The 22,555-nt window shown below is 73.0% G+C and carries 24 protein-coding genes; 13 read left to right on the top strand and 11 right to left on the bottom strand.

Annotated features, from left to right (window positions below):
- Positions 1-9 precede the first annotated feature (9 nt).
- Positions 10-1,494, top strand: a complete 1,485-nt coding sequence (locus AB0K18_RS46565; RefSeq protein WP_364928432.1) for a carboxyl transferase domain-containing protein — start codon at positions 10-12, stop codon at positions 1,492-1,494.
- A gap of 60 nt (positions 1,495-1,554) precedes the next feature.
- Here the strand turns inward: AB0K18_RS46565 and AB0K18_RS46570 are convergent, their stop codons facing one another.
- The 5 genes from AB0K18_RS46570 to AB0K18_RS46590 are packed head-to-tail and all read right to left on the bottom strand — an operon-like array spanning position 1,555 to position 5,643.
- On the bottom strand, positions 1,555-1,950 hold the full coding sequence (locus AB0K18_RS46570) for a hypothetical protein (RefSeq protein ID WP_364556540.1): 396 nt from the start codon (positions 1,948-1,950) through the stop codon (positions 1,555-1,557).
- Positions 1,947-2,393: a hypothetical protein gene (locus AB0K18_RS46575; protein WP_364928435.1), complete on the bottom strand. Its 447-nt coding sequence runs from the start codon at positions 2,391-2,393 to the stop codon at positions 1,947-1,949. The genes AB0K18_RS46570 and AB0K18_RS46575 overlap by 4 nt, the downstream gene beginning before the upstream one ends.
- Positions 2,394-2,439: 46 nt before the next feature.
- On the bottom strand, positions 2,440-3,216 hold the full coding sequence (locus AB0K18_RS46580; RefSeq protein ID WP_364928438.1) for a carbon-nitrogen hydrolase family protein: 777 nt from the start codon (positions 3,214-3,216) through the stop codon (positions 2,440-2,442).
- A complete protein-coding gene (locus AB0K18_RS46585) occupies positions 3,176-4,096 on the bottom strand; it encodes a DUF418 domain-containing protein (protein WP_364928441.1) in 921 nt (306 codons plus the stop codon). Before AB0K18_RS46585 ends, AB0K18_RS46580 begins: the two co-directional genes overlap by 41 nt.
- Positions 4,093-5,643, bottom strand: coding sequence for a hypothetical protein (locus AB0K18_RS46590; RefSeq protein WP_364928444.1), 1,551 nt, complete (start codon positions 5,641-5,643; stop codon positions 4,093-4,095). Before AB0K18_RS46590 ends, AB0K18_RS46585 begins: the two co-directional genes overlap by 4 nt.
- 25 nt (positions 5,644-5,668) lie before the next feature.
- Between AB0K18_RS46590 and AB0K18_RS46595 the strand changes: the two genes are divergently transcribed.
- Complete coding sequence (locus AB0K18_RS46595; RefSeq protein WP_364928447.1) at positions 5,669-6,835, top strand: pyridoxal phosphate-dependent aminotransferase; 1,167 nt, start codon at positions 5,669-5,671, stop codon at positions 6,833-6,835.
- A 5-nt stretch (positions 6,836-6,840) separates the two neighbouring features.
- Here AB0K18_RS46595 and AB0K18_RS46600 read toward each other — a convergent pair whose 3' ends face one another.
- The 3 genes from AB0K18_RS46600 to AB0K18_RS46610 form a co-directional block, all read right to left on the bottom strand.
- Entirely contained in the window at positions 6,841-7,167 is a 327-nt protein-coding gene (locus AB0K18_RS46600; protein WP_364928449.1) for an Atu4866 domain-containing protein, read from the bottom strand.
- Between the two features lie 118 nt (positions 7,168-7,285).
- Positions 7,286-8,377 carry an FUSC family protein gene (locus tag AB0K18_RS46605; RefSeq protein ID WP_364928452.1) on the bottom strand — a complete coding sequence of 364 codons (1,092 nt, stop codon included), beginning with the start codon at positions 8,375-8,377 and terminating at the stop codon, positions 7,286-7,288.
- Positions 8,378-8,438: 61 nt separating this feature from the next.
- Positions 8,439-9,119 carry an alpha/beta fold hydrolase gene (locus AB0K18_RS46610; RefSeq protein WP_364928455.1) on the bottom strand — a complete coding sequence of 227 codons (681 nt, stop codon included), beginning with the start codon at positions 9,117-9,119 and terminating at the stop codon, positions 8,439-8,441.
- A gap of 124 nt (positions 9,120-9,243) precedes the next feature.
- Here AB0K18_RS46610 and AB0K18_RS46615 point away from each other — a divergent pair, with 124 nt between their 5' ends.
- The 8 genes from AB0K18_RS46615 (at position 9,244) to AB0K18_RS46650 (ending at position 15,839) form a co-directional block, all read left to right on the top strand.
- Positions 9,244-10,335, top strand: coding sequence for a ring-opening amidohydrolase (locus AB0K18_RS46615; protein ID WP_364928458.1), 1,092 nt, complete (start codon positions 9,244-9,246; stop codon positions 10,333-10,335).
- Between the two features lie 176 nt (positions 10,336-10,511).
- Positions 10,512-11,054: an SseB family protein gene (locus AB0K18_RS46620; protein ID WP_364928461.1), complete on the top strand. Its 543-nt coding sequence runs from the start codon at positions 10,512-10,514 to the stop codon at positions 11,052-11,054.
- A 227-nt stretch (positions 11,055-11,281) separates the two neighbouring features.
- Positions 11,282-11,863, top strand: a complete 582-nt coding sequence (locus tag AB0K18_RS46625) for an A24 family peptidase (protein ID WP_364928463.1) — start codon at positions 11,282-11,284, stop codon at positions 11,861-11,863.
- A 44-nt stretch (positions 11,864-11,907) separates the two neighbouring features.
- Positions 11,908-13,089: a chorismate synthase gene (aroC, locus tag AB0K18_RS46630; RefSeq protein ID WP_364928466.1), complete on the top strand. Its 1,182-nt coding sequence runs from the start codon at positions 11,908-11,910 to the stop codon at positions 13,087-13,089.
- Positions 13,086-13,589 carry a shikimate kinase gene (locus tag AB0K18_RS46635; protein WP_364928469.1) on the top strand — a complete coding sequence of 168 codons (504 nt, stop codon included), beginning with the start codon at positions 13,086-13,088 and terminating at the stop codon, positions 13,587-13,589. Before aroC ends, AB0K18_RS46635 begins: the two co-directional genes overlap by 4 nt.
- Entirely contained in the window at positions 13,586-14,656 is a 1,071-nt protein-coding gene (gene aroB / locus AB0K18_RS46640) for a 3-dehydroquinate synthase (RefSeq protein WP_364928472.1), read from the top strand. Before AB0K18_RS46635 ends, aroB begins: the two co-directional genes overlap by 4 nt.
- On the top strand, positions 14,653-15,087 hold the full coding sequence (aroQ, locus tag AB0K18_RS46645; RefSeq protein WP_345387107.1) for a type II 3-dehydroquinate dehydratase: 435 nt from the start codon (positions 14,653-14,655) through the stop codon (positions 15,085-15,087). Before aroB ends, aroQ begins: the two co-directional genes overlap by 4 nt.
- Complete coding sequence (locus AB0K18_RS46650; RefSeq protein WP_364928475.1) at positions 15,084-15,839, top strand: SGNH/GDSL hydrolase family protein; 756 nt, start codon at positions 15,084-15,086, stop codon at positions 15,837-15,839. Before aroQ ends, AB0K18_RS46650 begins: the two co-directional genes overlap by 4 nt.
- 192 nt (positions 15,840-16,031) lie before the next feature.
- Here AB0K18_RS46650 and AB0K18_RS46655 read toward each other — a convergent pair whose 3' ends face one another.
- The gene (locus AB0K18_RS46655; protein WP_364928478.1) at positions 16,032-18,026 is read right to left on the bottom strand and encodes an ATP-dependent DNA helicase; all 1,995 of its coding nucleotides are present in this window, start codon (positions 18,024-18,026) and stop codon (positions 16,032-16,034) included.
- 374 nt (positions 18,027-18,400) lie between these two features.
- Between AB0K18_RS46655 and AB0K18_RS46660 the strand changes: the two genes are divergently transcribed.
- Both AB0K18_RS46660 and AB0K18_RS46665 read left to right on the top strand, forming a co-directional pair.
- Positions 18,401-19,465, top strand: a complete 1,065-nt coding sequence (locus tag AB0K18_RS46660) for a hypothetical protein (protein ID WP_364928481.1) — start codon at positions 18,401-18,403, stop codon at positions 19,463-19,465.
- A gap of 76 nt (positions 19,466-19,541) precedes the next feature.
- Positions 19,542-21,137 carry a Na+/H+ antiporter gene (locus AB0K18_RS46665; RefSeq protein ID WP_364928484.1) on the top strand — a complete coding sequence of 532 codons (1,596 nt, stop codon included), beginning with the start codon at positions 19,542-19,544 and terminating at the stop codon, positions 21,135-21,137.
- A 147-nt stretch (positions 21,138-21,284) separates the two neighbouring features.
- Here AB0K18_RS46665 and AB0K18_RS46670 read toward each other — a convergent pair whose 3' ends face one another.
- Positions 21,285-21,542, bottom strand: a complete 258-nt coding sequence (locus AB0K18_RS46670) for a UBP-type zinc finger domain-containing protein (protein ID WP_364928487.1) — start codon at positions 21,540-21,542, stop codon at positions 21,285-21,287.
- A gap of 92 nt (positions 21,543-21,634) precedes the next feature.
- On the opposite strand from AB0K18_RS46670, the gene AB0K18_RS46675 reads away from it, so the two are divergent.
- Positions 21,635-22,213, top strand: a complete 579-nt coding sequence (locus AB0K18_RS46675) for a UTRA domain-containing protein (RefSeq protein ID WP_364928490.1) — start codon at positions 21,635-21,637, stop codon at positions 22,211-22,213.
- A gap of 16 nt (positions 22,214-22,229) precedes the next feature.
- Here the strand turns inward: AB0K18_RS46675 and AB0K18_RS46680 are convergent.
- Positions 22,230-22,555 (bottom strand): hypothetical protein (locus AB0K18_RS46680; RefSeq protein WP_364928493.1); only part of this gene is annotated, 326 nt, incomplete at its 5' end.

A 22,555-nucleotide genomic window follows, 5' to 3' on the forward strand; every position in this document is an offset into this window, starting at 1 on the left:
GGAGCGATAGTGAGCCGACCGGACGCGCGCACGCTGATTGACACGGTCCTCGACCGGGGGTCGTGGAAGTCATGGGATGCGCCGCCCGCCGATCCGGCCGAGCCAGGCTCCTCCTACGCCGACGAGCTGGCCGCGGCCCGGGTCAAGTCCGGCTACGACGAGGCCGTGATCACCGGCGAAGGGCTGCTCGACGGCCGCAGGGTGGCGGTCGCGGCGTGCGAGTTCTCGTTCATGGCGGGCTCGATCGGGGTGGCCGCCGCCGAGCGTTTCGTGGCCGCCATCGAGCGGGCCACCCGCGAGCGGCTGCCGCTGCTGGCCGCGCCCGCCTCCGGCGGCACGCGCATGCAGGAGGGCGCGCTGGCGTTCGTCCAGATGGTGAAGATCACCGCGGCGATCCAGGCCCACCGCGCGGTCGGCCTGCCCTACGTCGTCTACCTGCGGCATCCGACGACCGGCGGGGTGTTCGCCTCGTGGGGGTCGCTCGGGCACGTCACGGCGGCCGAGCCGGGGGCGCTGATCGGGTTCCTCGGGCCGCGGGTGTTCGAGTCGCTGCACGGCTACCCCTTCCCCGAAGGGGTGCAGGTCGCCGAGAACCTCCACCGCAAGGGCCTGCTCGACGCCGTCGTCTCGGCGGAGGAGGCGCGGGAGGTGGCGATCAGGGCGCTGTCGGTGCTGGCCGACGACCGTACCGGCGTGGTCGCGGGCGAGCCGCCCGAGGAGGACCTGCGGCCCGTCGAGGCGTGGGAGGCCATCACCAGGTCACGGCGTGACGACCGCCCAGGCGTACGCGCGCTGCTCAAGCTCGCCGCCACCGACGTCACCCCGCTCAGCGGCACCGGCGAGGGCGAGAACGAGCCGGGGCTGCTGCTCGCGCTGGCCAGGTTCGGCACCGCGCCGGCCGTGGTGCTCGGCCAGGACCGCCGCTTCCAGCGCACCACCTCGCCGCTGGGCCCGGCCGGGCTGCGGGTGGCCAGGCGCGGCATGCGGCTGGCCGCCGAGCTGGGCCTGCCGCTCATCACCGTGATCGACACCGCCGGCGCCGACCTGTCGAAGGCGGCCGAGGAGGGCGGGCTGGCCGCCGAGATCGCGCGCTGCCTGGCCGAGCTGGTCATGCTCGACGCGCCCACGGTCTGCCTGCTGCTCGGCGAGGGCGCCGGCGGGGCCGCGCTGGCGCTGCTGCCCGCCGACCGGGTGCTGTGCGCGCAGCACGCGTGGCTGTCGCCGCTGCCGCCCGAGGGCGCCTCCGCCATCCTCTACCGCTCGGTCGACTTCGCCCCCGAGATCGCCCAGGCGCAGCGGATCCGCGCCACCGACCTGCGCGGCGACGGCATCGTGGACCGGGTCGTGCCCGAGCTGCCCGACGCCGCGTACGAGCCGCGCCGGTTCTGTGAGCGGGTGGGGCGGGCGCTGGAGTATGAGATCGCCGGCCTGCTGCGGCTGAGCCCGGAGGAGCGGCTGGCCGCCCGCCACGCCCGCTACCGCAACCTCCGCTGACCCCGTGCTGACCCCGTGCTGGCCCCGTGCTGGCGCTGACCTCGCGCTGACCTCCCGGCGTCAGGGCACCGGGATGCGCTCGACGCGGATGGAGAAGACCTCCTCGCGCGGCACCACGACCTCGTAGGCGCCGTGATCGACCATCCAGTAGCCCAGCGCCTCGGCCTTCATCCCGCTGTGGCCGGTGTAGGCGATGTGCAGGCCGTCGTCGTCCTCGTCGAGCACGATGCACGGCTCGCCGCCGAACGCGCCGACGGTGCGGATCAGCACCAGCCACTCCACCTTCGAGCGCGGCACCACCCGCCGCCAGTAGCCGGACGCGGGCTCGAAGCCCTCCAGCTCCGTCTCGCTGAACAGCACCACCTGGTCGCTGTCGGGGCCGAGCGCGGCGGGCAGCGTGTGCTCGCCGTAGCGGGCCACGAAGCCCGAGGCGATGGGCGTGATCTCGTCGCTCATGCGGCGGGCCGCCAGGTCAGCCCGTCGTAGTCGGCGAAGGGCCGCTCGCCCTCGACGCTCACGTGGACGATCTGCGCCCCGGCCGGGATCGGCATCGGGACGGTGTGGAACTGGGGCACGACGTGCTCGGACGACGTGGTGAACCCGTTGCCAGCGAACGGTGGCGCGTCGCTCCAGTCGCCGCCCATGTGGGGCCCGTAGGGCACCGCGTAGGTGTCGACGTCGCGCGCGTGCCAGCGCATGACATAGAGCTCCGGCACCTCGGCGAACAGCTCCGAGCCGTCGAAGGACAGGTCGAGCCCGTAGAAGAGCGCCTCGGGAGTGGTCAGCCGGACGCAGTCCTGCACCCGGTAGACGTAGCCCGATATGACCGTGCGCTTGCCCGACAGATATGGCACGAGCAGACGCGGCGGGACGACCTTCTGCATCTGCGTTCCGCTCACGGGTCTACTTTACGATCGCTTGACCCCCGGATGGACCACTCCCCGGTTACAGAACGCGATGTTCGAGGCAAGGGAGGGTGGCGCGGGCGGTGGCGGTCCACTCGTGGTCGATCTCGACCAGGCGGGTGCCGGGGCCGGTGCCGAGGTCGGCGCGCACCACGCCGAGCGGGTCGACCAGCATGCTGCGGCCCACGCCGTAGCCGTCGGACGACTCGGCCGGGTTGGGCGCCTGGCCGACGGCGGCGGTCCACATCGTGTTCTCCAGCGCGCGGGCCCTGACCAGGGTGATCCAGTGGTCTTCCTTGAGCGGCCCGGAACCCCAGGCGGCGATCACCGCGAACATCTCGGCGCCCTTGTCGACCAGCGCCCTGGCCAGCTCGGGGAAGCGCACGTCGTAGCAGGTGATGAGCCCCACCTTGAGCCCGGCCAGCTCGGTCACGACCGGCTCGGCGCCCGGCTCGACCAGATCGGACTCCTTCGCGCCGAACGAGTCGAACAGGTGGATCTTCCGGTACGCCGCCGTGATCGCGCCCCGCGCGTCGATGGCCACGGCCGTGTTGCGGACACGGTCGCCGCCGGTCTCGAACGTGCCGGCGATGACCGCCAGCCCGTGGGCGCGCGCCGACTCGGCGAGACCCGTCACGAAGGGACCGTCGAGCGGCTCGGCGAGACTCGTGATGCGGCGGCCGTAGCGGGTGAGCGTGGCCTCGGGGAAGATCGCCAGGTCGGCGCCCTCGGCGGCGGCCAGCGCCTCCCTGGCCCTCTTGAGATTGGTGGACGGGTCAGGGGAGACCGGGATCTGGCAGAGGGCGATGGTGGTCACGATTCGACTCTAGCCGGTTGGGCACGGGACGGAAGAAGGTGAGGCACCGCCAGACCCACTCCAGCGGGCCGTACCGGTATCGGCCCAGCCACCACCGGCTGACCAGCACCTGCGCGACCAGCGTCACCGCCGTCAGCGCGAGCACCGACCAGCGGGTCGGGTCGGCGTTCAGCAGCGGCAGGGCCAGCACGATCACGGCGGTCCCGGTGACGTAGTTGGTCAGCGCCATCTTCCCGAGCGGCTCCAGCACCGCCGACAGGCGCGGGCGCAGCACGAGCAGCAGGCCCAGCGAGTACGCCGCCGCCCCCGTCACCGCCGCCAGGTTGTAGACCAGGCCGTCGCCGGTCATCCGCCCGGCCGCCGTCAGCAGCGCCGTCGCCAGCGCCGTGACCGCGAACCCCGGCAGCAGCAGCTCGCGCGGCGGCCGCAACCGCCACAGCGCCATGCCGAGCAGGAACAACCCGGGGATCAGCAGCACCCCGCCGCCCACCATCAGCCCCCACACCGTGACGACCAGGCCGAGCAGCAGCACCGGCAGCCCGCCCGGCAGGAACGAGGCGGGCAGCAGCACCAGCGCCCCGAAGAAGGCGTAGTCGGTCAGCACCTCGCCCTCGTAGAAGGCGTGCTGCACCTTGCCGAGGCAGAACAGCCAGAACAACCGGCTGAGCAGCGCCCACCGGCTGTTGCCGCGCAGGAACAGCAGGAAGCTGATGCCGAACAGCATCGAGAAGATCGGGTAGAAGCGGCTCTGGAACAGCGTCTCGATCGTCCAGTCGAGCGGCACGCGCAGCTGCTTGTCGGTGTGCTGCCACGTGTTGACCAGCATGATGCCGCCCACCGCGAAGCCGCGTAGGGCGTCGAGCTCACGGATGCGCGTCACAGGAACCAGGTGAACCACCATACGAGGAATACGCCCGAGATGGCGGCCGCGGTCGTCTGCGGCCACTTGCGGTTGTGCAAAAGTGCCGCCACGGTGAGCGCCGCGGAGACGACCGCGAGCCACGCGTACCACTCGGTGATCGCGGGCACGCCGACGGTCAGCGCGCCGCCGTGCTCCTTGGCGAGCTCGTGGACGGACTGGGCGGTCAGGCCCGCGAACGCCACCCCCGCCAGGCCGCCGTACGCGGGCAGCGCCCGGCCCTTGAGCGCGGCCGTGACGAGCTGGATCAGGCAGGCCAGCGCGAAGATCCCGAACGGCGCGGCCAGCCAGGGGGTGCGCGCGATCGCGTACGGGGCCGCCGTCACGTGCAGCTCGACCGGCCGGGCTCCGGGGCAGGGACCGGCCGGCCTGAGGTCCGCGACGAACGCGGCGGCCGCGCGCCGGGCGCAGGCGTCCCCGGGGAAGGCGGCGGGCAGGACGTGGACGGGCGCCTGGGGCGCGGTGCTCGCCAGGGTGACGGGCTCCGGGGCCCTGGGCAGGTTCCAGGCGTCGCACACCGCCTGGTCGCCGCCGACCGTGAAGAGCGGCGACCCGGCCGGGGGAGGCGCGTCCTGGCAGCGTACGGCGTGGTACGGCCCCGACGCGCGGGCCGCCAGCTCCTCGCCCAGCCGCTCCACGAGCGGGCGCAGCAGCTCGTTTCGCCCTTCGGCCAGGGCGTCGACCAGCGCGGGCGTGCCCGCGTCGCGCGGCGCCGCGCCGAGCAGCGCGGTCAGGTCGTGGCCGCTCACCCGGGCCGCGAACTCCCTGCCGAGCAGCGGGTCGAGCGCCGTCACGCGGGCGGGCCGCGCGTTCAGCCGGGCGACCGCCCTCTCGTACGCGTCCCCCAGCGGGGCCGGCACGATCCCGGGGTCCTCCGGCGGGGGCTCCAGCACCGGCGGGGGCTCCAGCACCACGGAGCGCGTGCCCGCGGGGTCGGCCGCGGCCACCGCCGCCATCACGCGCGCGGCGTGGCCGGCGCCGACGAGGTTCCATGCGTCGTACCCGAGCATTCCGCGCAGCGCCACCACGTCGGCCACGATCTCGCCCGTCCGGTAGCCCCGCAGGTCGATGCCCTGGGCGGCGAGCCGGTCGCGGCAGCGTACGGCGGCGGCGCCCACGTCGGACGGCGGCATGCGCAACCGCCCGAGCAGCGCCTGCGCCGTCTCGGGGCACCCCACGGCGGGCCGCGACGCTCCGCCGCCGCGCTGGTCGAGCGCCACCACGTCACGCTCGGGGAACATCCCGGCCAGCTCTTCCATGAGCGGGATCGCCGGCGTGCCGCCCATGAACACCACCGGGTCGGGCCGCCGGCCGGGGGCGAGCGAGTGGCGCACCGCGTACGCGACCTGGATCGTGCGGCCGGGGGAGTCCCTGCGCTCGGGCACCTCCAGGAAGCCGCAGACCGTGCCGGCGGGCACGGGGACCGGACAGGGCCCGGGATCGGCCTGGTCCGGTGTCACGACGGGCGGCGCGGACAGGGCGAGGGCGAGCACGACCCGAATGAACACGGCACGAGACTAATAGTGTGGAGCCGTGACCGAACCACTTGTTGCCAGGATGCGCGCCTTCGGCACGACGATTTTCGCGGAGATGAGCGCGCTCGCCGTCCAGACCGGATCGATCAACCTCGGGCAGGGCTTCCCCGACACCGACGGCCCCGCGGCGATGCTCGACCGGGCGGTGCAGGCCATCGGGGCGGGCGCCAACCAATACCCGCCAGGGCCCGGCGTGCTGGAGCTGCGGCAGGCGGTCAGCGAGCACCGGGCGGCCCACTACGGGCTCGCGTACGACCCGGTCAGCGAGGTCCTGGTCACGGTCGGCGCCACGGAGGCGGTCGCGGCGAGCGTGCTCGCGCTCTGCGAGCCCGGCGACGAGGTGATCGCCTTCGAGCCCTACTACGACTCCTACGCCGCCTCGATCGCCCTGGCCCAGGCCAAGCTGGTGGCCGTCACCCTGCGGCCGGCCGAGGGCCGCTTCACCTTCGACCCCGACGAGCTGCGCGCCGCCGTCACGCCGCGCACCCGCGCGATCCTGGTCAACTCCCCGCACAACCCCACCGGCACCGTCTTCACCCGCGCCGAGCTGACCGCCATCGCCGAGCTGTGCCAGGAGCACGACCTCGTCGCCATCACCGACGAGGTCTACGAGCACCTCACGTTCGACGGGGTCGAGCACATCCCCATGGCGACGCTGCCCGGCATGCGCGAGCGCACGGTGATGATCTCCTCGGCGGGCAAGACGTTCTCGGTCACCGGCTGGAAGACCGGCTGGGTCTGCGCGCCGCCCGCCCTGGTCACGGCGGTCTCGACGGTCAAGCAGTTCCTCACGTTCACGGCGAGCGCGCCGTGGCAGCTCGCGGTCGCCTACGGGCTGCGGCACGAGATGGACTGGGTCTCGGCCCTTGCCTCCGGCCTCCAGGACAAGCGCGACCGGCTCATGGAGGGGCTGTCGGCGGCCGGGTTCTCCGTGCTGCGGCCGGCCGGCACCTACTTCGTCCAGACCGACATCAGGCCGCTGGGCTTCACCGACGGGCTCGAGCTGACCCGGCGCCTGCCCGAGCTGGCCGGCGTGGTCGCCATCCCCACCCAGGTCTTCTACGACCACCCCGAGCGCGGCCGCCACTTCGTGCGCTTCGCCTTCTGCAAGAAGGAAGAGGTGATCGACGAGGCGGTGGCCAGGCTCAAGCGGCTGTCCGCCTGAGCGGGTCACCACTCCCGGTAGAGCACCAGGTGCTCGTGGTGGAGCACGCCGTCGCGCACGTCGCCCGTCGCGGTGAAGCCCAGGTCGTCGAAATAGTCGATGTGGTCGCCCGTGACGGTGTACCTGCCGGTGTAGGCCTTGGGGCGGCCGTCGCGCTCCTCCTCGTACCGGCCGTCGGCCCGCAGCTCCTGGCGGATCCGCCCGTCGGCGGTCACCCACATGCCGACGTGCGGATGCGGCGCCGTCGCGTTCGACTTTCCGCGCGTTCCCGCGTCGGCGCAGGCCGCCATCGCGGTCATGACGCCCAGCGTGAGCAGCACTCTGCCGATCATGTTCGCACTCCCTCGATCAGCGGAGACGGACCTCCCGCCCCCTGACAGGGAGTCTGCCGGGACGTGGCGGGCCGCACGAGAGGCGGGATCTTCCTGGGAGCGCCACACCCAGGCTCCGCTAGCGGCGGGGCGACGGCTCGCCGTCCAGCGGGGTCAGCGCCGCCGTGGCCTCCTCGTGCTCCATGCCCGTGGCCTGCAGCAGGTCCACCACCACCGAGCGCAGCTGGGCGATGATGACGTGCGCGGAGAAGCCCAGGCCGCGCGGGCGCTCCCTGGCGGCCACCGCGAGCAGCGCCTGGCGGGCCAGCGTCGGGTCCCGTCCCGCGCCCAGCTCCAGCTGCAGCAGCAGCGCCGCCTCCGACACCTCGCGCATCGCCTCGGCCAGCGCCGCAGGGGGCGGGCTCGCCTCGCCGAGCGACGCCAGCGTGCGCCTGACCAGCACGCGGACGTTGCGCAGCGCGAGGTCGACCGGCACGGCCGCGGTCTCGTAGCGGGCCAGGCGGGCGCGGCGGTGCCAGTGCAGCGGCGAGATCATGGTGATCTCCTTGCTGGTCTCCAGCGCGGCCCCGAACTCCTCCACCGCGGCCTGCGTCTCACGCGCCTCCTCCAGCGCCTCGGCCGCCAGCTCCACGTCACGCTTCTCGATGGCCTCCGCGGCCCGCTCCATCACCGTGGACAGCGCGTCGAGCACCCCCGACAGGTGTTTCGCCGCGATCGAGAACGGGCTCGCGGGCAGCAACGCCACCGCCACGATGCCCACGATGCCGCCGGTGAGCGCGTCGGCCATCCGGTCGAGGCCGCCCACGTCCTCGCCCGGCACCAGCGTGGCCACCAGCACCGCCGACGAGCCCGCCTGCGCGACGAACAGCGCCCCGCTGTTCAGCAGCACCGCCACGGTCATCGCCAGCGCCACGACGAGCGCGAGCTGCCAGGCGCCGGAGCCGATCCAGGACACCAGCAGGTCGCCCACGCCGACGCCGAGGCTGACCCCGACGACCAGCTCGACCAGCCGGCGCAGGCGCTGGCCGAGTCCGACGCCGACGCAGATCAGCACGGAGATGGGGGCGAAGAAGGGGCGGGGGTGGCCGAGCAGCTCGATGGCGATGATCCAGGCGAGGGCCGAGCCGACCGCGCACTGCGCGATGGAGGGAGCCGTGAGGCCGAACGTGCCCAGCCGTTCCTTGACGAGATCGCTGAGCCGGGTGCGCACCCATCCTAGGATGGCGGATCTTTATGACAGTAAGGTCACGTTTGCCCCATGAAGCCCGCTTTTACCGAGCGTCTTCGTCGAGGAACGCGTCCACCACCCGCAGGAACTCCTGGCGGGCCGTCACGTGGATCAGGTGCCCCGCCTCGACCGTCACCAGCCGCGCTCCCGGGATGCGTCGTGCGATGTCCGCCGCGTCGAACGGGCTGGCCGTCCCGCCCGACAGCACCAGCGCCGGCGTCCCGATCGTGCCGAGTCCCGCCACCCATGCCGGGTCGGGGTCGCTGACCTGGGGCTCCGTCTGGTGCATCATCCGCCAGTCGAAGCTCGCGGGGCCGTCCTCCGCGATCAGCGGCCGCCCGGTGATCGCGTACGCCTGCGGCGGGTCCTCCAGCACCAGCCGCGACACCAGGTCCGGCCGCGCGATCGTCACCCGCGTCGCCACCAGCGCGCCCAGCGAGTGCCCGATCAGCTCCACGGACCCGGTCTTCAGGTGGTCGAGCAGCGCGGCTACGTCGCCGGCCATCTCGTGCAGGGCGTACGCGCCCGGATGCTCGCTCTCGCCGTGCCCCCGCAGATCCGGCACGAGGACGTGGCGGCCCCTCCCGGCGAAGTGCTGGGTGATGCCGTTCCAGTCGTTGTGGTCGGCGGTGCGGCCGTGCAGCAGCACGAGCGGCCGGTCGTCGGGGCCGCCCTCCTCCCTGTAGCGGAGCCTGATGCCGTTGACGTGCGCGTCCCGAATCACATCCGGGACCCTACCGCCGCCACACGTTGACATCACCGCCGGTCTACGTGGGCAGACATTGACCATGAACCCCGCTGGCCGGCTCGGTAGCGTCAGCGGAAACCTGGGCAGAGGAGGGCAACGCATGCCGGACCCGATCGAAGTGCGCAAGGTGCCGATCGAGAGCGTCACCGACGCCTCCGGCCTGTCACGTCTCATCGCCGACGGGGTGATCGAGGCCGAACGGGTGCTGGCCGTCATCGGCAAGACCGAGGGCAACGGCGGTGTCAACGACTACACCCGCATCCTCGCCGACCGCGCCTTCCGCGAGGTGCTCGCCGAGAACGGGCACAAGTCGCCGGAGAGCGTGCCGCTCGTGTGGTCCGGCGGCACCGACGGCATCCTCAGCCCCCACGCCACCATCTTCGCCACCACGGCAGACGCGCCGCCGTCCGACGAGCCGCGGCTGTCGGTCGGCGTCGCGATGAGCGAGGTCATCCTGCCCGAGGACATCGGGCGCCCGGCCATGGTGGAGAAGGTCGCGGCCGGCGTACGCGAGGCCATGAAGATCGCCGGCATCGACGATCCGCGCGACGTGCACTACGTCCAGACCAAGACGCCGCTGCTCACGCTCGCGACCATCACCGACGCCAAGAGCCGCGGCCAGGACACCGCCATCGAGGAGACCGGGCCCTCTATGGACCTGTCCAACTCCACCACCGCGCTCGGCATCGCGGTCGCGCTCGGCGAGATCGAGATGCCGAGCGCCGGCCAGATCCACAAGGACCTGTCCCTGTACTCGTCGGTGGCCTCCTGCTCGTCCGGCGTCGAGCTGGACCGGGCGCAGATCGTGCTGGTCGGCAACGTACGCGGGATCGGCGGACGCTACCGCATCGGCCACAGCGTCATGAAGGACGCGCTCGACGCCGACGGCATCTGGGAGGCCATCAAGGACGCCGGCATCCCGCTCCCCGACCGCCCCCACCCGTCGGACCTCGGGGGACGATTGGTCAACGTCTTCATGAAATGCGAAGCCGACCCGTCGGGCCGCGTCCGCGGCCGCCGCAACATCATGCTGGACGACTCCGACGTCCACTGGCACCGCCAGATCAAGGCCGCGGTGGGCGGCGTGGCCGCCTCGGTGACCGGCGATCCGGCCGTCTTCGTCTCGGTGGCCGCCGTCCACCAGGGCCCGTCGGGCGGCGGCCCCGTCGCCGCCATAGCCGACCTCGGCTGACCCGAACCCACACCCCCGACGCCCTCCTGCGGACGCCCGCCGGCGCGCTTGCGAGGACCGCCCAGGGCGGTCCTTGAGCGGGCCGGTGGGGTCCTCGGACGGGCCGGGGTGGTGGTCTGGCAAGGGGGGTGGGCTTCGGGCGGGGGTTGGGTGGGTGGCGGATAGGCTCGGGCGTTGTGCCGAACATCCCGCAGCCACTCGACCCGCAAGACGACGGCTCCGCCGCCCCGGCCGTGGCCGCCGCCCTGGCCGCCTACGAGGCGGGCACGGCAGGCCCCGCCGAGGTGCTCAACGCGCTCGGCGCGGCACGCCTGCTGGTGCCCGTGGTCGCCCTGCTGACCGAGACCGAGGTGGGCGCCCACGGGCTGCGGCAGGAGAAGGAGAGCGAGATGGCGCTGCCCAAGCTCGTCGGCCAGGACGGCAGGCAGGCGGTGCTCGCGTTCACCGGCACGGAGTCGCTGGCGAGGTGGCGCCCCGACGCCCGCCCGATCCAGGCCACCACGCTCCAGGTGTGCAGGGCCGCCGTCCAGGAGCAGGCGGCGGCGGTCGTGGTGGACGTGGCGGGCCCGGTGCAGTTCGTGATCGAGGGCGACGTGCTGGCCGCCCTGGCCGCCGTCGAATCCGGCACAGTGGACCGACTGACCGGCGTGACGGTCGCCAAGGTGGCCCCCGCCCAGCCCAAGCCCAAACGCCGCTGGTTCTCCAGAAAGCCCAGCTGAGCACCCCGGGCAGCCTCCGCAAATTGCGCTGACGCCGTGCCCGCGCATGGGTCCTTGACCGCCCGGCGCATCGCCTTGCGCATGGGCCCTGACCGCCCGGCGCATCGCGCGCGCATTCGCGGGATGCCGTGCCCCCGCATCGGCCGCCTCTCGCCCCGCGCGGCGGCGTCATGCCGGTTGTGCGTATCGGCCCTCCTGGCGCGGAGGAGCGGGTTAGGTTCTGCGGCATGTTCGGGATCATGGCGGTGGTGGGGCTGGTCTGCGGGGCCCGGATCAGAGCGCTCGCGGGGTCCTACGACGACGGCCCCGCGTGGGCGCCGGCCCCGGGGGCGGTCGAGCTGACCTGTGCCGCCGTGGTGGTCGTGCTGGCGTGGCGGGCGGGTCCGGCGTACGCGTGTTTCGCCGTCATCGGCACCGCGCTGGCGGTGATCGACTGGCGGACCAGCACGTTGCCCGACGCCATTACGCTGCCCGCGTACCCGATCATGGCGCTCGCGCTCCTGCCGACCGGCGAGCTGGCGGGCGCGCTGGCGGGAGGGGCGGCGCTCATCGCGGTCTACGGCGTGTTGTGGCTGGTCAGGCCGGATGCCATGGGGTTCGGGGACGTGAAGCTGGCCGGGCTCATCGGCATGGCGTGCGGCACCTTGGGCTGGGAGGCGGTGGCCGCCGCCGCGCTCGCCGGGCAGGTGCTCGGCGCCCTGTACGCCCTCGTCCTGCTGCTGACCGGGCGCGGCACGCGGCACACCCAGTTCCCGTTCGGCCCCTTCATGCTGCTCGGCGCGTTCACGACACTCTGTCTCGCTGGGTGAGCGGAGGGACGTCCCACTCGGCGGCACGTGGAAGACTTGTACGCATGTTGCGCTGGTTGACCGCCGGAGAGTCCCACGGGCCCGAACTCGTCGCCATCCTCGAGGGCCTGCCGGCCGGGGTCGAGGTGACCACGGCCGCCGTCGACGAGGCCCTGCGCCGCCGCAGGCTCGGTTATGGCCGCGGCGCGCGGATGAAGTTCGAGCAGGACCAGGTGACGATCGTCGGCGGCGTACGCCACGGGCGCACCATGGGCAGCCCGGTCGCCATCCGCGTCGGCAACACCGAGTGGCCGAAGTGGGAGAAGGTCATGGCGGCCGACCCGGTCGACCCGGCCGAGCTCGAGGGCCTGGGGCGCAACGCGCCGAGGTCCCGCCCGCGTCCCGGCCACGCCGACCTGGCCGGCATGCAGAAATACGGCTTCGACGATGCCCGCAATGTCCTCGACAGGGCCAGCGCCCGCGAGACCGCGGCCAGGGTCGCGCTGGGCGAGGTCGCGCGGCGCTTCCTCAAGCAGGCGCTCGGCGTCGACATCGTCAGCCACGTCACCGAGATCGGCGGCGCCCGCACCCCGGCCGAGACGCTGCCCGGCCCCGGCGACCTCGGCAGGATCGACGACGACCCGGTGAGGTGCGCCGACCCCGAGGGCAGCGCCGCGATGGTCGCCGTCATCGACAAGGCACACAAGGAGGGCGACACACTCGGCGGCGTCGTCGAGGTCCTCGCCTACGGCCTGCCGCCCGGCCTCGGCAGCTACACCCACTGGGACCGCAGGCTCGACTCCCGCCTGGCGGGCGCGCTCATGGGCATCCAGGCGATCAAGGGCGTCGCGGTCGGCGACGGCTTCGAGACCGCCCGCAGGCCGGGCTCCCGCGCCCACGACGAGATCGAATACACCACGGCAGACGGCGTGCGCCGCATCACCAACCGGGCGGGCGGCGTCGAGGGCGGCATGACCAACGGCGAGATCCTGCGGGTCAGCGCCGCCATGAAACCCATCTCCACGGTGCCGCGGGCGCTGGCCACGATCGACGTCAAGACCGGCGAGGCGGCCAAGGCCCACCACGAGCGCTCCGACGTGTGCGCCGTGCCGGCGGCCGGCATCGTGGCCGAGGCGATGGTCGCGCTGGTGCTGGCCGACGCGGCGATCGAGAAGTTCGGTGGCGACTCCGTCGAGGAAGTCGCCCGCAACCTGTCCGGCTACCTCTCTTCCATGGTGATCAAATGACAGCCAAGGCCGTGCTCATCGGGCCGCCCGGATCCGGCAAGACCACGCTCGGGCGGCTGCTCGCCGAGCGGCTCGGCGTCGGGTTCCGCGACACCGACTCCGACGTCGAGGCGGTGGCGGGCAAACCCGTCTCCGACATCTTCGTCGAGGACGGCGAGGAGCGCTTCCGCGAGCTCGAACACGAGGCCGTGCGCCGCGCCCTCGCCGAGCACGACGGCGTCCTGTCGCTCGGCGGCGGCGCCGTCCTGCACGAGGAGACGCAGACCCTGCTCGACGGCCAGCCCGTCGTCTACCTCCAGGTCGGGCTGGCCGACGCGGTCCAGCGGGTCGGCCTGGCCGGCGCCCGCCCGCTGCTGGTGCTCAACCCGCGCAGCCGCCTCAAGGCGCTGATGGAGGAGCGGCGGCCCATCTACGAGCGGCTGGCCGTGATGACCGTGGTGACCGACAAGCGCGAGCCGGAAGAGCTGGCCGACGAGATCGTGAAGGGGCTGCCCGGGTGAGCGCCACCAGGATCCACGTACGCGGCGACAGCCCCTATGACGTCGTGGTCGGCACCGGCGTGCTGGCCGAGCTGGCCACGCTGCTCAAGCCCGGCGTGCGCACGGTCGCGGTCATCGCCCCCGAGACGCTGCCCGAGATCACCAGGCCCGTCCGCGAGGCGCTGGTCGCGGCCGGCTACGAGGTGGCCGAGCTGACCGTGCCCGACGGCGAGCAGTGCAAGACCGTCGAGGTGGCCGCGCGGCTCTGGTCCGAGCTGGGCCGCCACGGCGTGACCCGCTCCGACGCCGTGGTGGGCGTCGGCGGCGGCGCGACCACCGACCTCGCCGGGTTCGTGGCGGCCACGTGGCTGCGCGGCGTCCAGGTCGTGCTCGTGCCCACCACGCTGCTCGCCATGGTCGACGCCGCCGTCGGCGGCAAGAACGGCATCGACACCGCCGAGGGGAAGAACCTCGTCGGCACCTTCCTGCCGCCCGCCGGCGTGCTGTGCGAGCTGTCCACGCTGGCCGGGCTGCCCAAGGCGGACTATGTCGCGGGCCTGGCGGAGATCATCAAGGGCGGCTTCATCGCCGACCCCGAGATCCTGCGGCTGGTCGAGTCCGACCCTGAGGCCGCCACCCGTCCCGACGGCCCCCACACCCGCGAGCTGATCGAGCGCAAGATCCGGGTCAAGGCCGACGTCGTGGGCGCCGACCTGCGCGAGGCCGGCCTGCGCGAGATCCTCAACTACGGCCACACGCTCGCCCACGCCATCGAGCGCGACGAGCACTACACGATCCGCCACGGCGAGGCGGTCGCCGTCGGCATGGTCTACGCCGCCGAGCTGTCCAGGCTGTCCGGCCGCGCCGACGTCGTCGCCCGCACCCGCGCCATCCTCACCTCCGTGGGCCTGCCGACCACCCACCGCGCCGACGCCTGGCCGCGGCTGCGCGACCACATGCGGCTCGACAAGAAGAACCGCGGCGCCAAGCAGCGGTTCGTCGTGCTCGACGACCTCGCCAGGCCGGGCCGCCTCGAAGATCCGGCGGAAGAGCTGCTCGAAGCCGCCTACAAGGAGATCTCCGCATGATCCTCGTCCTCAACGGCCCCAACCTGGGCCGGCTCGGCGTGCGCGAGCCCGACGTCTACGGCGCCGACACCCTGGACGACCTCGCCGCCCTCTGCCGCGACACCGGCCGCAAGCTCGGCCACCACGTCGAGGTGCGCCAGACCGACGACGAGGCCGAGATGATCGGCTGGATCCACGAGGCATGCGACGGCCGCATCCCCGTCGTGCTCAACCCCGCCGCCTTCACCCATTACTCCTACGCGCTCAAGGACGCCATCGCCCAGCGCACCGCCCCGCTCGTCGAGGTCCACATCTCCAATCCCGCGGCGAGGGAAGAGTTTCGCCATACCTCCGTCGTGGCCGGGGTGGCGACGGGCACGATCGCCGGGTTCGGACTACAGTCATACGTCCTTGCGCTGCACGCTATCGCGGAGATGATCACCACCTCATGAGGCACTACAAGTCCTTCGTCGCGCTCGGCGACAGCTTCACAGAAGGACTGAACGATCCCGGTCCGGACGGGCACTACCGTGGCTGGGCCGACCGGGTGGCCGAGCGGCTCGCCGCCGACGACCCCTCCTTCCGCTACGCCAACCTGGCCGTGCGCGGCAAGCTGCTCGACCAGGTCGTGGCCGAGCAGGTGCCGCTGGCCGTCGAGATGGCGCCCGACCTGGTCAGCTTCTGCGCCGGGGGCAACGACCTGCTCAGGCCGGGCAGCGATCCCGACGTCATGGCGAAGACCCTCGCGCGGGCCGTACGCGACCTGCGCTCCGGCGGGGCCGACGTGCTGCTGTTCACCGGGGTCGATCCGCGTGACACGCCCATCATGCGGCGGATGCGCGGCAAGTTCGCCATCTACTACCTGCACCTGCGCTCCGTCGCCGACCTCTACGGCTGCCGGCTCGTCGACCAGTGGTCGATGCAGGGGCTGCGCGACTGGCGGGCCTGGAGCGCCGACCGGCTGCACATGAACGAGGACGGTCACCGGCTGGTGGCCGCCCGGGTGCTCGACGTGCTGGGCGTGCCGTTCGAGGACTGGCGCAAGGAGTGGCCCGCCCGCACCGTCGACCCCCGCACCCGGCGTCGCGAGGACGCCCAGTGGATGCGGGAGCACCTGGTGCCGTGGGTCTCCCGCCGCCTGCGCGGTGTCTCTTCGGGCGACGGCCTCACCGCCAAACGCCCCGACCTCGCCCCCTGGGCCTGACTCCGGCCCTCGGCTCCCTGGGCCTGGTCCCGGCTTGCGGCTCCCGCGCCATCGCGGGGGCCGTCTCTGTGCGCCCTCACCGCGGTCGCAGGCGCCGCGCGCCCCGTGCTGCCGGCGGTGTCCGCCGTCGCGGCCGGCGCTCTTCGGGATCGGGCGCCGCCGCGCCGAGCGCGCGGCAGGATGCCTTCGGGGTCAGGTGGTGGTGAGGCGCTTCAACGCGGCGCGGGGGACGGCCGGGTCGGTGGTGCGCCAGAACGGCGGTAGCGAGCCCAGGAGGAAGCCGCTGTAGCGGGCCGTCACCAGGCGAGGGTCGAGGACCGCGATGACGCCCTTGTCGTCCTGCGAGCGCAGCAGCCGGCCGACGCCCTGGGCCAGCAGCAGGGCGGCGTGGTTGGCGGCGACGGCCATGAAGCCGTTGCCGCCCTTGGCCGCCACGTGGCGCTGGCGGGCGGAGGTCAGCGGGTCGTCGGGCCGGGGGAACGGGACGCGGTCGATGATGACCAGCCGCAGCGACGGCCCCGGCACGTCGACCCCCTGCCACAGCGACAACGTGCCGAACAGGCAGGTCGGCTCGTCCTCGGCGAACTGCTTGACCAGCAGCATCGTCGAGTCGTCACCCTGGCACAGCAGCGGCACGTCGAGCCGGTCGCGCAGCGCCTCGGTCGCCGCCTTGGCCGCCCGCATCGAGGAGAACAACCCCAGCGTGCGCCCACCGGCCGCCTCGATCAGCTCGGCGATCTCGTCGAGGTATTGCTGCGGCAGCCCGTCGCGACCGGGCTGGGGGAGGTGCTTGGCGACGTAGAGGATGCCGGAGCGTGGGTGGTCGAAGGGGGAGCCGACGTCGATGCCCTGCCAGTCTTTGCCCGCCTCGCCGAGCCCCCACTGCGCGGCCAGCGCGTCGAACGTGCCGCCGAGCGCCAGCGTGGCCGAGGTGAGCACGACCGTGCGCTCGCCGAACAGCTTGTCGCGCAGCATGCCGCTGACGCTGAGCGGCGCCACCCGCAGTGCGGGCGGGCGCCGGTCGGTGCCGCCGTCGAGCCAGACCACCTCGGCCCTGTCGGCCTCGGAGGCGTGGCCGTAGGCGTCGAGCATGCGTACGGCGGTGTCGTGCACCTCGTCGAGCGCCGTGAACGCGGCCTTGCGCTGGCCCGCCTTGTCGGGGTCGTCCTTGTCGGCGTTGCGCGGCCCCAGGGCGGTGACGCAGCGCCAGGCGGAGTCGCGAATGAGCTGCAGGGTCAGCCCGAGCACCTGGGGCAGCTCGTCGATGCGGCCGGGCGGGGCGGCGGCCAGAAGCGCCTTGAGGTCTTCGCCCGCCTCCATGAGCTGGTCGGCGATGGGCTGGTCGATGAGGCGGCCGACCCGGCGTACGGCGAGCATGACGGACGCCTCCGACAGCTCGGACGTCACCACGGACGTCACCCTGTCGACCAGCTCGTGCGCCTCGTCGACCACGACGACCTGGTGCTCGGGCAGCACCGGCAGCTCGCCCATGGCGTCGATGGCGAGCAGCGCGTGGTTGGTCACCACGACGTCGACCTCGCCCGCGCGCGCCCTGGCCAGCTCGGCGAAGCACTCGGCGCCGCTCGGGCAGCGGCTCGCGCCCAGGCACTCCTGCGCGCTGACCGAGAACTGCCGCCACGCCTGCTCGCTGACGCCCGGCACCAGCTCGTCGCGGTCGCCGGTCTCGGTCTCCTCGGCCCACTCCTGGATGCGCTGCACCATGCGCCCCGTCGCGCTCACCTCGCGCGGGTCGAACAGCTGGTCCTGCTCGTCGTCCTCGGGCCAGCCCGCGGTCGCCTTGTAGCGGCACAGGTAGTTGCGGCGGCCCTTGAGAATCGCGTACGTGGGCTCGTGCGGCAGCTCCTTGCCGAGTGTCTCGGACAGGCGGGGCAGGTCGCGGTCGACGAGCTGGCGCTGCAGCGCGATGGTGGCCGTGGAGATCACGACGGGCGCGTCGCTGTCCATCGCGTGGCGGATCGACGGCACCAGATAGGCCAGCGACTTCCCCGTGCCCGTGCCCGCCTGGACGGCCAGGTGCTCTTCTGCGTCGATGGCGTGTTGCACGGCCCGCACCATGGTGATCTGGCCCTGGCGTTCGCTCCCTCCGAGAGCGGTTACCGCGATGCTGAGCAGTTCGTCCACTGGCGGGAGATGGGAGTCGGGCACGGCAGTAAACGCTACCCGCATTCCGGGGTCGCCGCGCCGAACGCGGTGTGATCGGCCAGACGCATCCCGGCGTTCCAGGAAACTCCCGGCGGGTTGCGTGGCACACTGGGCGATCGGAGCGCCGACTGGCAGGTGGGGGACTTCACCGGATGTGACCAGAGGGGTTCCGGGAGTAGATGGGAAGGCCGGTTAAGTAGGGTTTTCCGGGGTTGAGTGGACGAATAAAGGCTGGTTAAAGCAGTATGTCTGCCATGTCGGAAGTTGTCCCGTTGCCGTCGTTCGGCGAAGTCTTCTTCGATGCGCGAGGTCAAGAGCGGTGTCTGCGTGTCACGTGGCATGAGGGCACGCTCGTCCTCAGCCTGTGGCGCGGGGAGATGTGCACAGCGAGCTTCCGCATGCCGATGGAGGATGTCGGCCGGCTGCTCGACACCCTCGATGAGGGGTTCGCGGAGGCGACCGGTGAGCAGCCCGCCGTCCCGGCGCACGAGCCGGGCACCGAGGTCATCCCCGGCACCGGCCAGTACCACCGGCCGCCCCAGCCTCAGCAGCCCCAGGCGCAGCAGCCTCAGGGCCAGCCGCTGGACGACCGTCCCACGGCGGCGCTGGCGCCCAACGACGTGCTCGTGGCCCGGGGCAACCCGCCCCACCAGGACAAGCTCGTCGCCTCCTACGGTGACGCGGGCGCCCAGCGCGAGGCGTACGGCGAGACCACCGCGCCCCGCGAGCAGTACGGCGACCAGCGCAATCCCTTCACGGGCCCGCAGTACGTCGAGTCGACGGGCCCCCAGCCGAAGTACACCGGCGACCCCTACAGCGGCCCGCAGTACACCGGCGACCCGCTCAGCGACCCGCACTACGCCCAGTCGCAGGGCAGGCAGCCCGATCCCTTCACCGGCCCGCAGTACGTCGACCAGGACCCCGTCTACCAGTTCCCCGGCGAGCAGCGCCGCCCGTCGCCGCTGAGCACCGACCCGCTGGGCTTCCCCTCGCAGGCCGCCGACCCGTACCAGCAGGCGCAGCCCCGCCACGACCAGTACGCCGCCGACGCCTACCCCTCCGACCCCTACGCGGGCCGGCGCGCCGACGGCTACCAGCAGCAGGCCCAGCCCCAGCCCCAGCCCCAGCAACCTCAGCACCAGCAGCAGCGGCCGCGGCCCGAGCCGCAGCCCAGCACCGCGGGCCTGGGCACGCCCATGCACGGCATCCCGGGAGCAGGCCGCCGCAGGCAGCCGCCGCAGCCCGCCCCCGACGACTACGGCTCCTACCAGAACCCGCAGGCCGGCCAGGCCAACCCGGTCGATCCCCTGCTCGCGCTCGGCCGCCAGGAGCAGCAGCAGTACCCGCAGTCCGAGACCGAGCTGACCCGCCCGTACGTCGGGGACCCCATGTTCTCCACGGGCGAGCGCCTGCGCCCCGACCAGCCCGATTACCACGAAAGAAGCGACCGCAGGGAGTGGTGACCGCCTGGTGACCGCCGCCCTCGCGCCGCCGGGTACTCTTCACCGCGAGACGATCGGCTGACACGGCCGTGACCTGGTGGAGGGGGCGCTGGTGGGGTTCGGCATGGGCTCGCAACTGCTGTTGCTGGCCGGTGGCGCGGTCGCGGTGGCGGCGTTCGCGCGGCGCAGGGGCTGGCCCGCCCCGCTGCTGCTGGTCGCGGCCGGGCTGCTGGTCTCGCCGCTGGTGCCCGCGGTGCCCCTCGACCCCGAGCTCGTGCTCTACGTCTTCCTGCCGCCGCTGCTCTACTCCGCCGCCCTCGACAGCTCCTATCTGCGCCTGCGCGACGTCAGGAAGTCGGTCGGGCTGCTGTCGGTGGGGCTGGTGCTGTTCACCACGGTCGTGGTCGGGTTGCTCGTCCACCTCCTGCTGCCCGCCCTGCCGCTCGCGGCGGCGTTCGCGCTCGGCGCGATCGTCGCGCCGCCCGACGCGGTGGCGGCCGTCGCGGTCGGCCGCAGGCTGGGGTTGCCGCGCCGGGCGCTGACCATCCTCGTCGGCGAGAGCCTGTTCAACGACGCCACCGCGCTCACGCTCTACCGCGTCGCCATCGGCGCGGCCACCGGCGGCGCGATCAGCCTCTGGCACGGGCTGGGCGAGTTCCTGCTCGCCGCCGTGGGCGGGGCGGTGATCGGGCTGGCGCTGGCGTTCGGATGCGCGTGGGTGCTCGAACGCACCCGCGACTCGCTCGTCGACAACACGGTCATGCTGCTCGTCCCGTTCGCCGCCTACCTCGGGGCCGAGTCGGTGCACGCCTCCGGCGTGATCTCCGTGGTGATCGTGGGCCTCTATCTCGGCAACCGCATGCATCTGCGCGGGTTCGGCACCCGGCTGGTGTCCGACGCCGTGTGGCGGGTCATCGTCTTCTTCCTCGAGACGGTGGTGTTCGCGCTGATCGGGCTGCAGCTCGTGCCCGTGATCGAGGGCATCGCCGGTTATCGGCCGTGGCAGGTCGCGGGGTACGCGGTGGCGGTGCTGGGGGTGACGATCGCCGTCCGGTTCGTCTGGATGTTCGCGTACTCGTACCTGATCAAGATGATCCGCGGGGCGGAGGCGCGGCCGACCGGGCAGCAGACGGCGATCCTCAGCTGGGCGGGCATGCGCGGCGTCGTCTCGCTGGCGGCGGCGTTCGCCATCCCCGAGACCGTGCCCGAGCGGGATCGGGCGATGCTGCTGTTCCTGACGTTCACCACCGTGATCGGCACGCTGCTCATCCAGGGCACCACGTTCCCGGCGCTGATCAGGAGGCTGCGGGTGTCGAGCGAGCAGGAGCGCTACGAGGACCGGCTGGCCGAGGCGGCCGCCCAGCAGGCGGCGCTGGAGGCGGGCCTGGCCGAACTCGACCGGCTCGTCGCCGAGCAGGGCCACGAACCGGACGAGATCCAGAAACAGGTCATCGACCAGCTCAGGGAGAAGTCGTGGCGGCGCTCGCTGACCGCCTGGGAACGCCTCGGCGGCGGCACGGGACCCGGCGGCGCCGAGACGCCGAGCACGCTCTACCGGAGGTTGCGGCGGCGGATGCTGCAGGCCGAGCGGGAGGTCTTCGTCCGCATGCGCGACGAGCGGCGGCTCGACGACGAGGTGCTGCGCGAGGTGATGGCGCAGCTCGACTTCGAAGAGGCCATCCTCGACCGCTGACCGAGGCCGAGCGCCCGGGGCTCAGGTCCGCGCGCCCGGTGGTCAGAGCCGCGCGCCCGGGGCTCAGGTTCACGCGCCCGGGGCTCAGGTCCGCGAGCCCAGGGCACAGGGCTGCGCCCGGGGCTTCGGGGCCGGTGCCGGGCTGGGTCAGCCCATCTGGCTGTCGACGAAGCACCAGCGCCAGTTCTCGCCCCGCTCGTACGACTGCACGACGGCGTGGCCGGTCTCGTGGAAGTGCGCGGTGGCGTGTTTGGCCGGCGACGAGTCGCAGCACCCGATGTGGCCGCACTCCAGGCAGCGCCGCAGGTGCACCCACCGCCCGTGGTGGGCCAGGCACTCCTCGCAGCCCTCCGGCGTCTTCGCGGCGGGGTCGCCCGCCTGTGACAGATGTTCGCACGTTGCCATGTACGCGATCCTATGCTCCGCCCGGCGATCTCCCCCCGACCGGGGCCGGTGGCGGGGCGCGTAGGATGCCTGCGCACGTCGAGGAGGCTGACATGGGAGTCACACAGGGCACGAACGCCGGGGCGCAGCGGGTGCTGGTCCGCCGGGCGCTGCCGACCGAGCCCGCCGTACGCGCGTCGAAGTCCCTGTTCCTGGCCGAGGCCGAGCGCCAGGGGCTGGAGGCGGGCCGCCGCATGCTGTACGTCGGCGAGGAGCCCGCCCCCGATCACGTCGCCGCCTGCCTGCGCGTGCCACCGGGCACCGGCGTCATCGCGCGGCGCAAGCTGTTGACCGCCTCCGGCGTCCCCGTACGCGTCGCCACCAGCTTCTTCCGCGCCGACCTCTTCGCCGGCACCCGCATCGCCGAGCCCGGGTTCGTCCGGCCGTCGCTGCAGTCGGCGCTGGTGGCGCTGGGCCACGAGTTCGGGCACGCCGAGGAGACGCTGGTCGCCCGCCCCCCGACCGCGTTCGAGCGCGAGACGCTGGAGCTGTCGGAGGGGGAGTGGGTCGTCCAGGTGCTGCGCACCGGCTACTCCACGGACGACGTGCCCGTCCACACCCTGGAGACGATCTGCGCCGCCACCCGCCACGTCTTCACCGTCACCCAGGTCACCGGGCACGACGAGTTCTGACCACGCGTCCCCGTCCTCACGGTTCGGTGGTGGGGGTGGGGGAGAGCGAGGTCGTGGGGGTGGGGGTGGGGGTGGCTCCCGTCGCTTCTTCGTCCTCGTCCTTCTCCGGCTCCTTCGGCGGGCAGCCCGTCGTGCAGCCCTCGAAACGGCTGGTGAGGATCGGGGTGAACGGCGTGGGACGGACCTTGCGCAGCGCCTGGATCATGGTCTCCCGCCAGATCGGCCCGGGCACGCTCGCCCCCTGCACCAGGGCCGTTGCGTTCTCGACGGGTGAGACTGTTGAACCCCTGAGCCGGGTGGGCAAGTAGAGGCGCCCCAGTGCGGAGATGACGAACGCGACCC

Origin of the sequence: Nonomuraea sp. NPDC049421 (genome assembly GCF_040677005.1) — a bacterium.
Taxonomy (GTDB): Bacteria; Actinomycetota; Actinomycetes; order Streptosporangiales; family Streptosporangiaceae; genus Nonomuraea; species Nonomuraea salmonea.

Bases quoted from the DNA above. Each gene is read 5' to 3' on its own strand.
- AB0K18_RS46570 (WP_364556540.1), bottom strand. From the start codon at position 1,950: ATGAGCGACGAGATCACGCCCATCGCCTCGGGCTTCGTGGCCCGCTAC.
- AB0K18_RS46600 (WP_364928449.1), bottom strand. From the start codon at position 7,167: ATGATCGGCAGAGTGCTGCTCACGCTGGGCGTCATGACCGCGATGGCG.
- AB0K18_RS46615 (WP_364928458.1), top strand. From the start codon at position 9,244: ATGCCGGACCCGATCGAAGTGCGCAAGGTGCCGATCGAGAGCGTCACC.
- AB0K18_RS46625 (WP_364928463.1), top strand. From the start codon at position 11,282: ATGTTCGGGATCATGGCGGTGGTGGGGCTGGTCTGCGGGGCCCGGATC.
- aroC (WP_364928466.1), top strand. From the start codon at position 11,908: ATGTTGCGCTGGTTGACCGCCGGAGAGTCCCACGGGCCCGAACTCGTC.
- AB0K18_RS46635 (WP_364928469.1), top strand. From the start codon at position 13,086: ATGACAGCCAAGGCCGTGCTCATCGGGCCGCCCGGATCCGGCAAGACC.
- aroQ (WP_345387107.1), top strand. From the start codon at position 14,653: ATGATCCTCGTCCTCAACGGCCCCAACCTGGGCCGGCTCGGCGTGCGC.
- AB0K18_RS46650 (WP_364928475.1), top strand. From the start codon at position 15,084: ATGAGGCACTACAAGTCCTTCGTCGCGCTCGGCGACAGCTTCACAGAA.
- AB0K18_RS46655 (WP_364928478.1), bottom strand. From the start codon at position 18,026: ATGCGGGTAGCGTTTACTGCCGTGCCCGACTCCCATCTCCCGCCAGTG.
- AB0K18_RS46660 (WP_364928481.1), top strand. From the start codon at position 18,401: ATGCCGATGGAGGATGTCGGCCGGCTGCTCGACACCCTCGATGAGGGG.
- AB0K18_RS46670 (WP_364928487.1), bottom strand. From the start codon at position 21,542: ATGGCAACGTGCGAACATCTGTCACAGGCGGGCGACCCCGCCGCGAAG.
- AB0K18_RS46675 (WP_364928490.1), top strand. From the start codon at position 21,635: ATGGGAGTCACACAGGGCACGAACGCCGGGGCGCAGCGGGTGCTGGTC.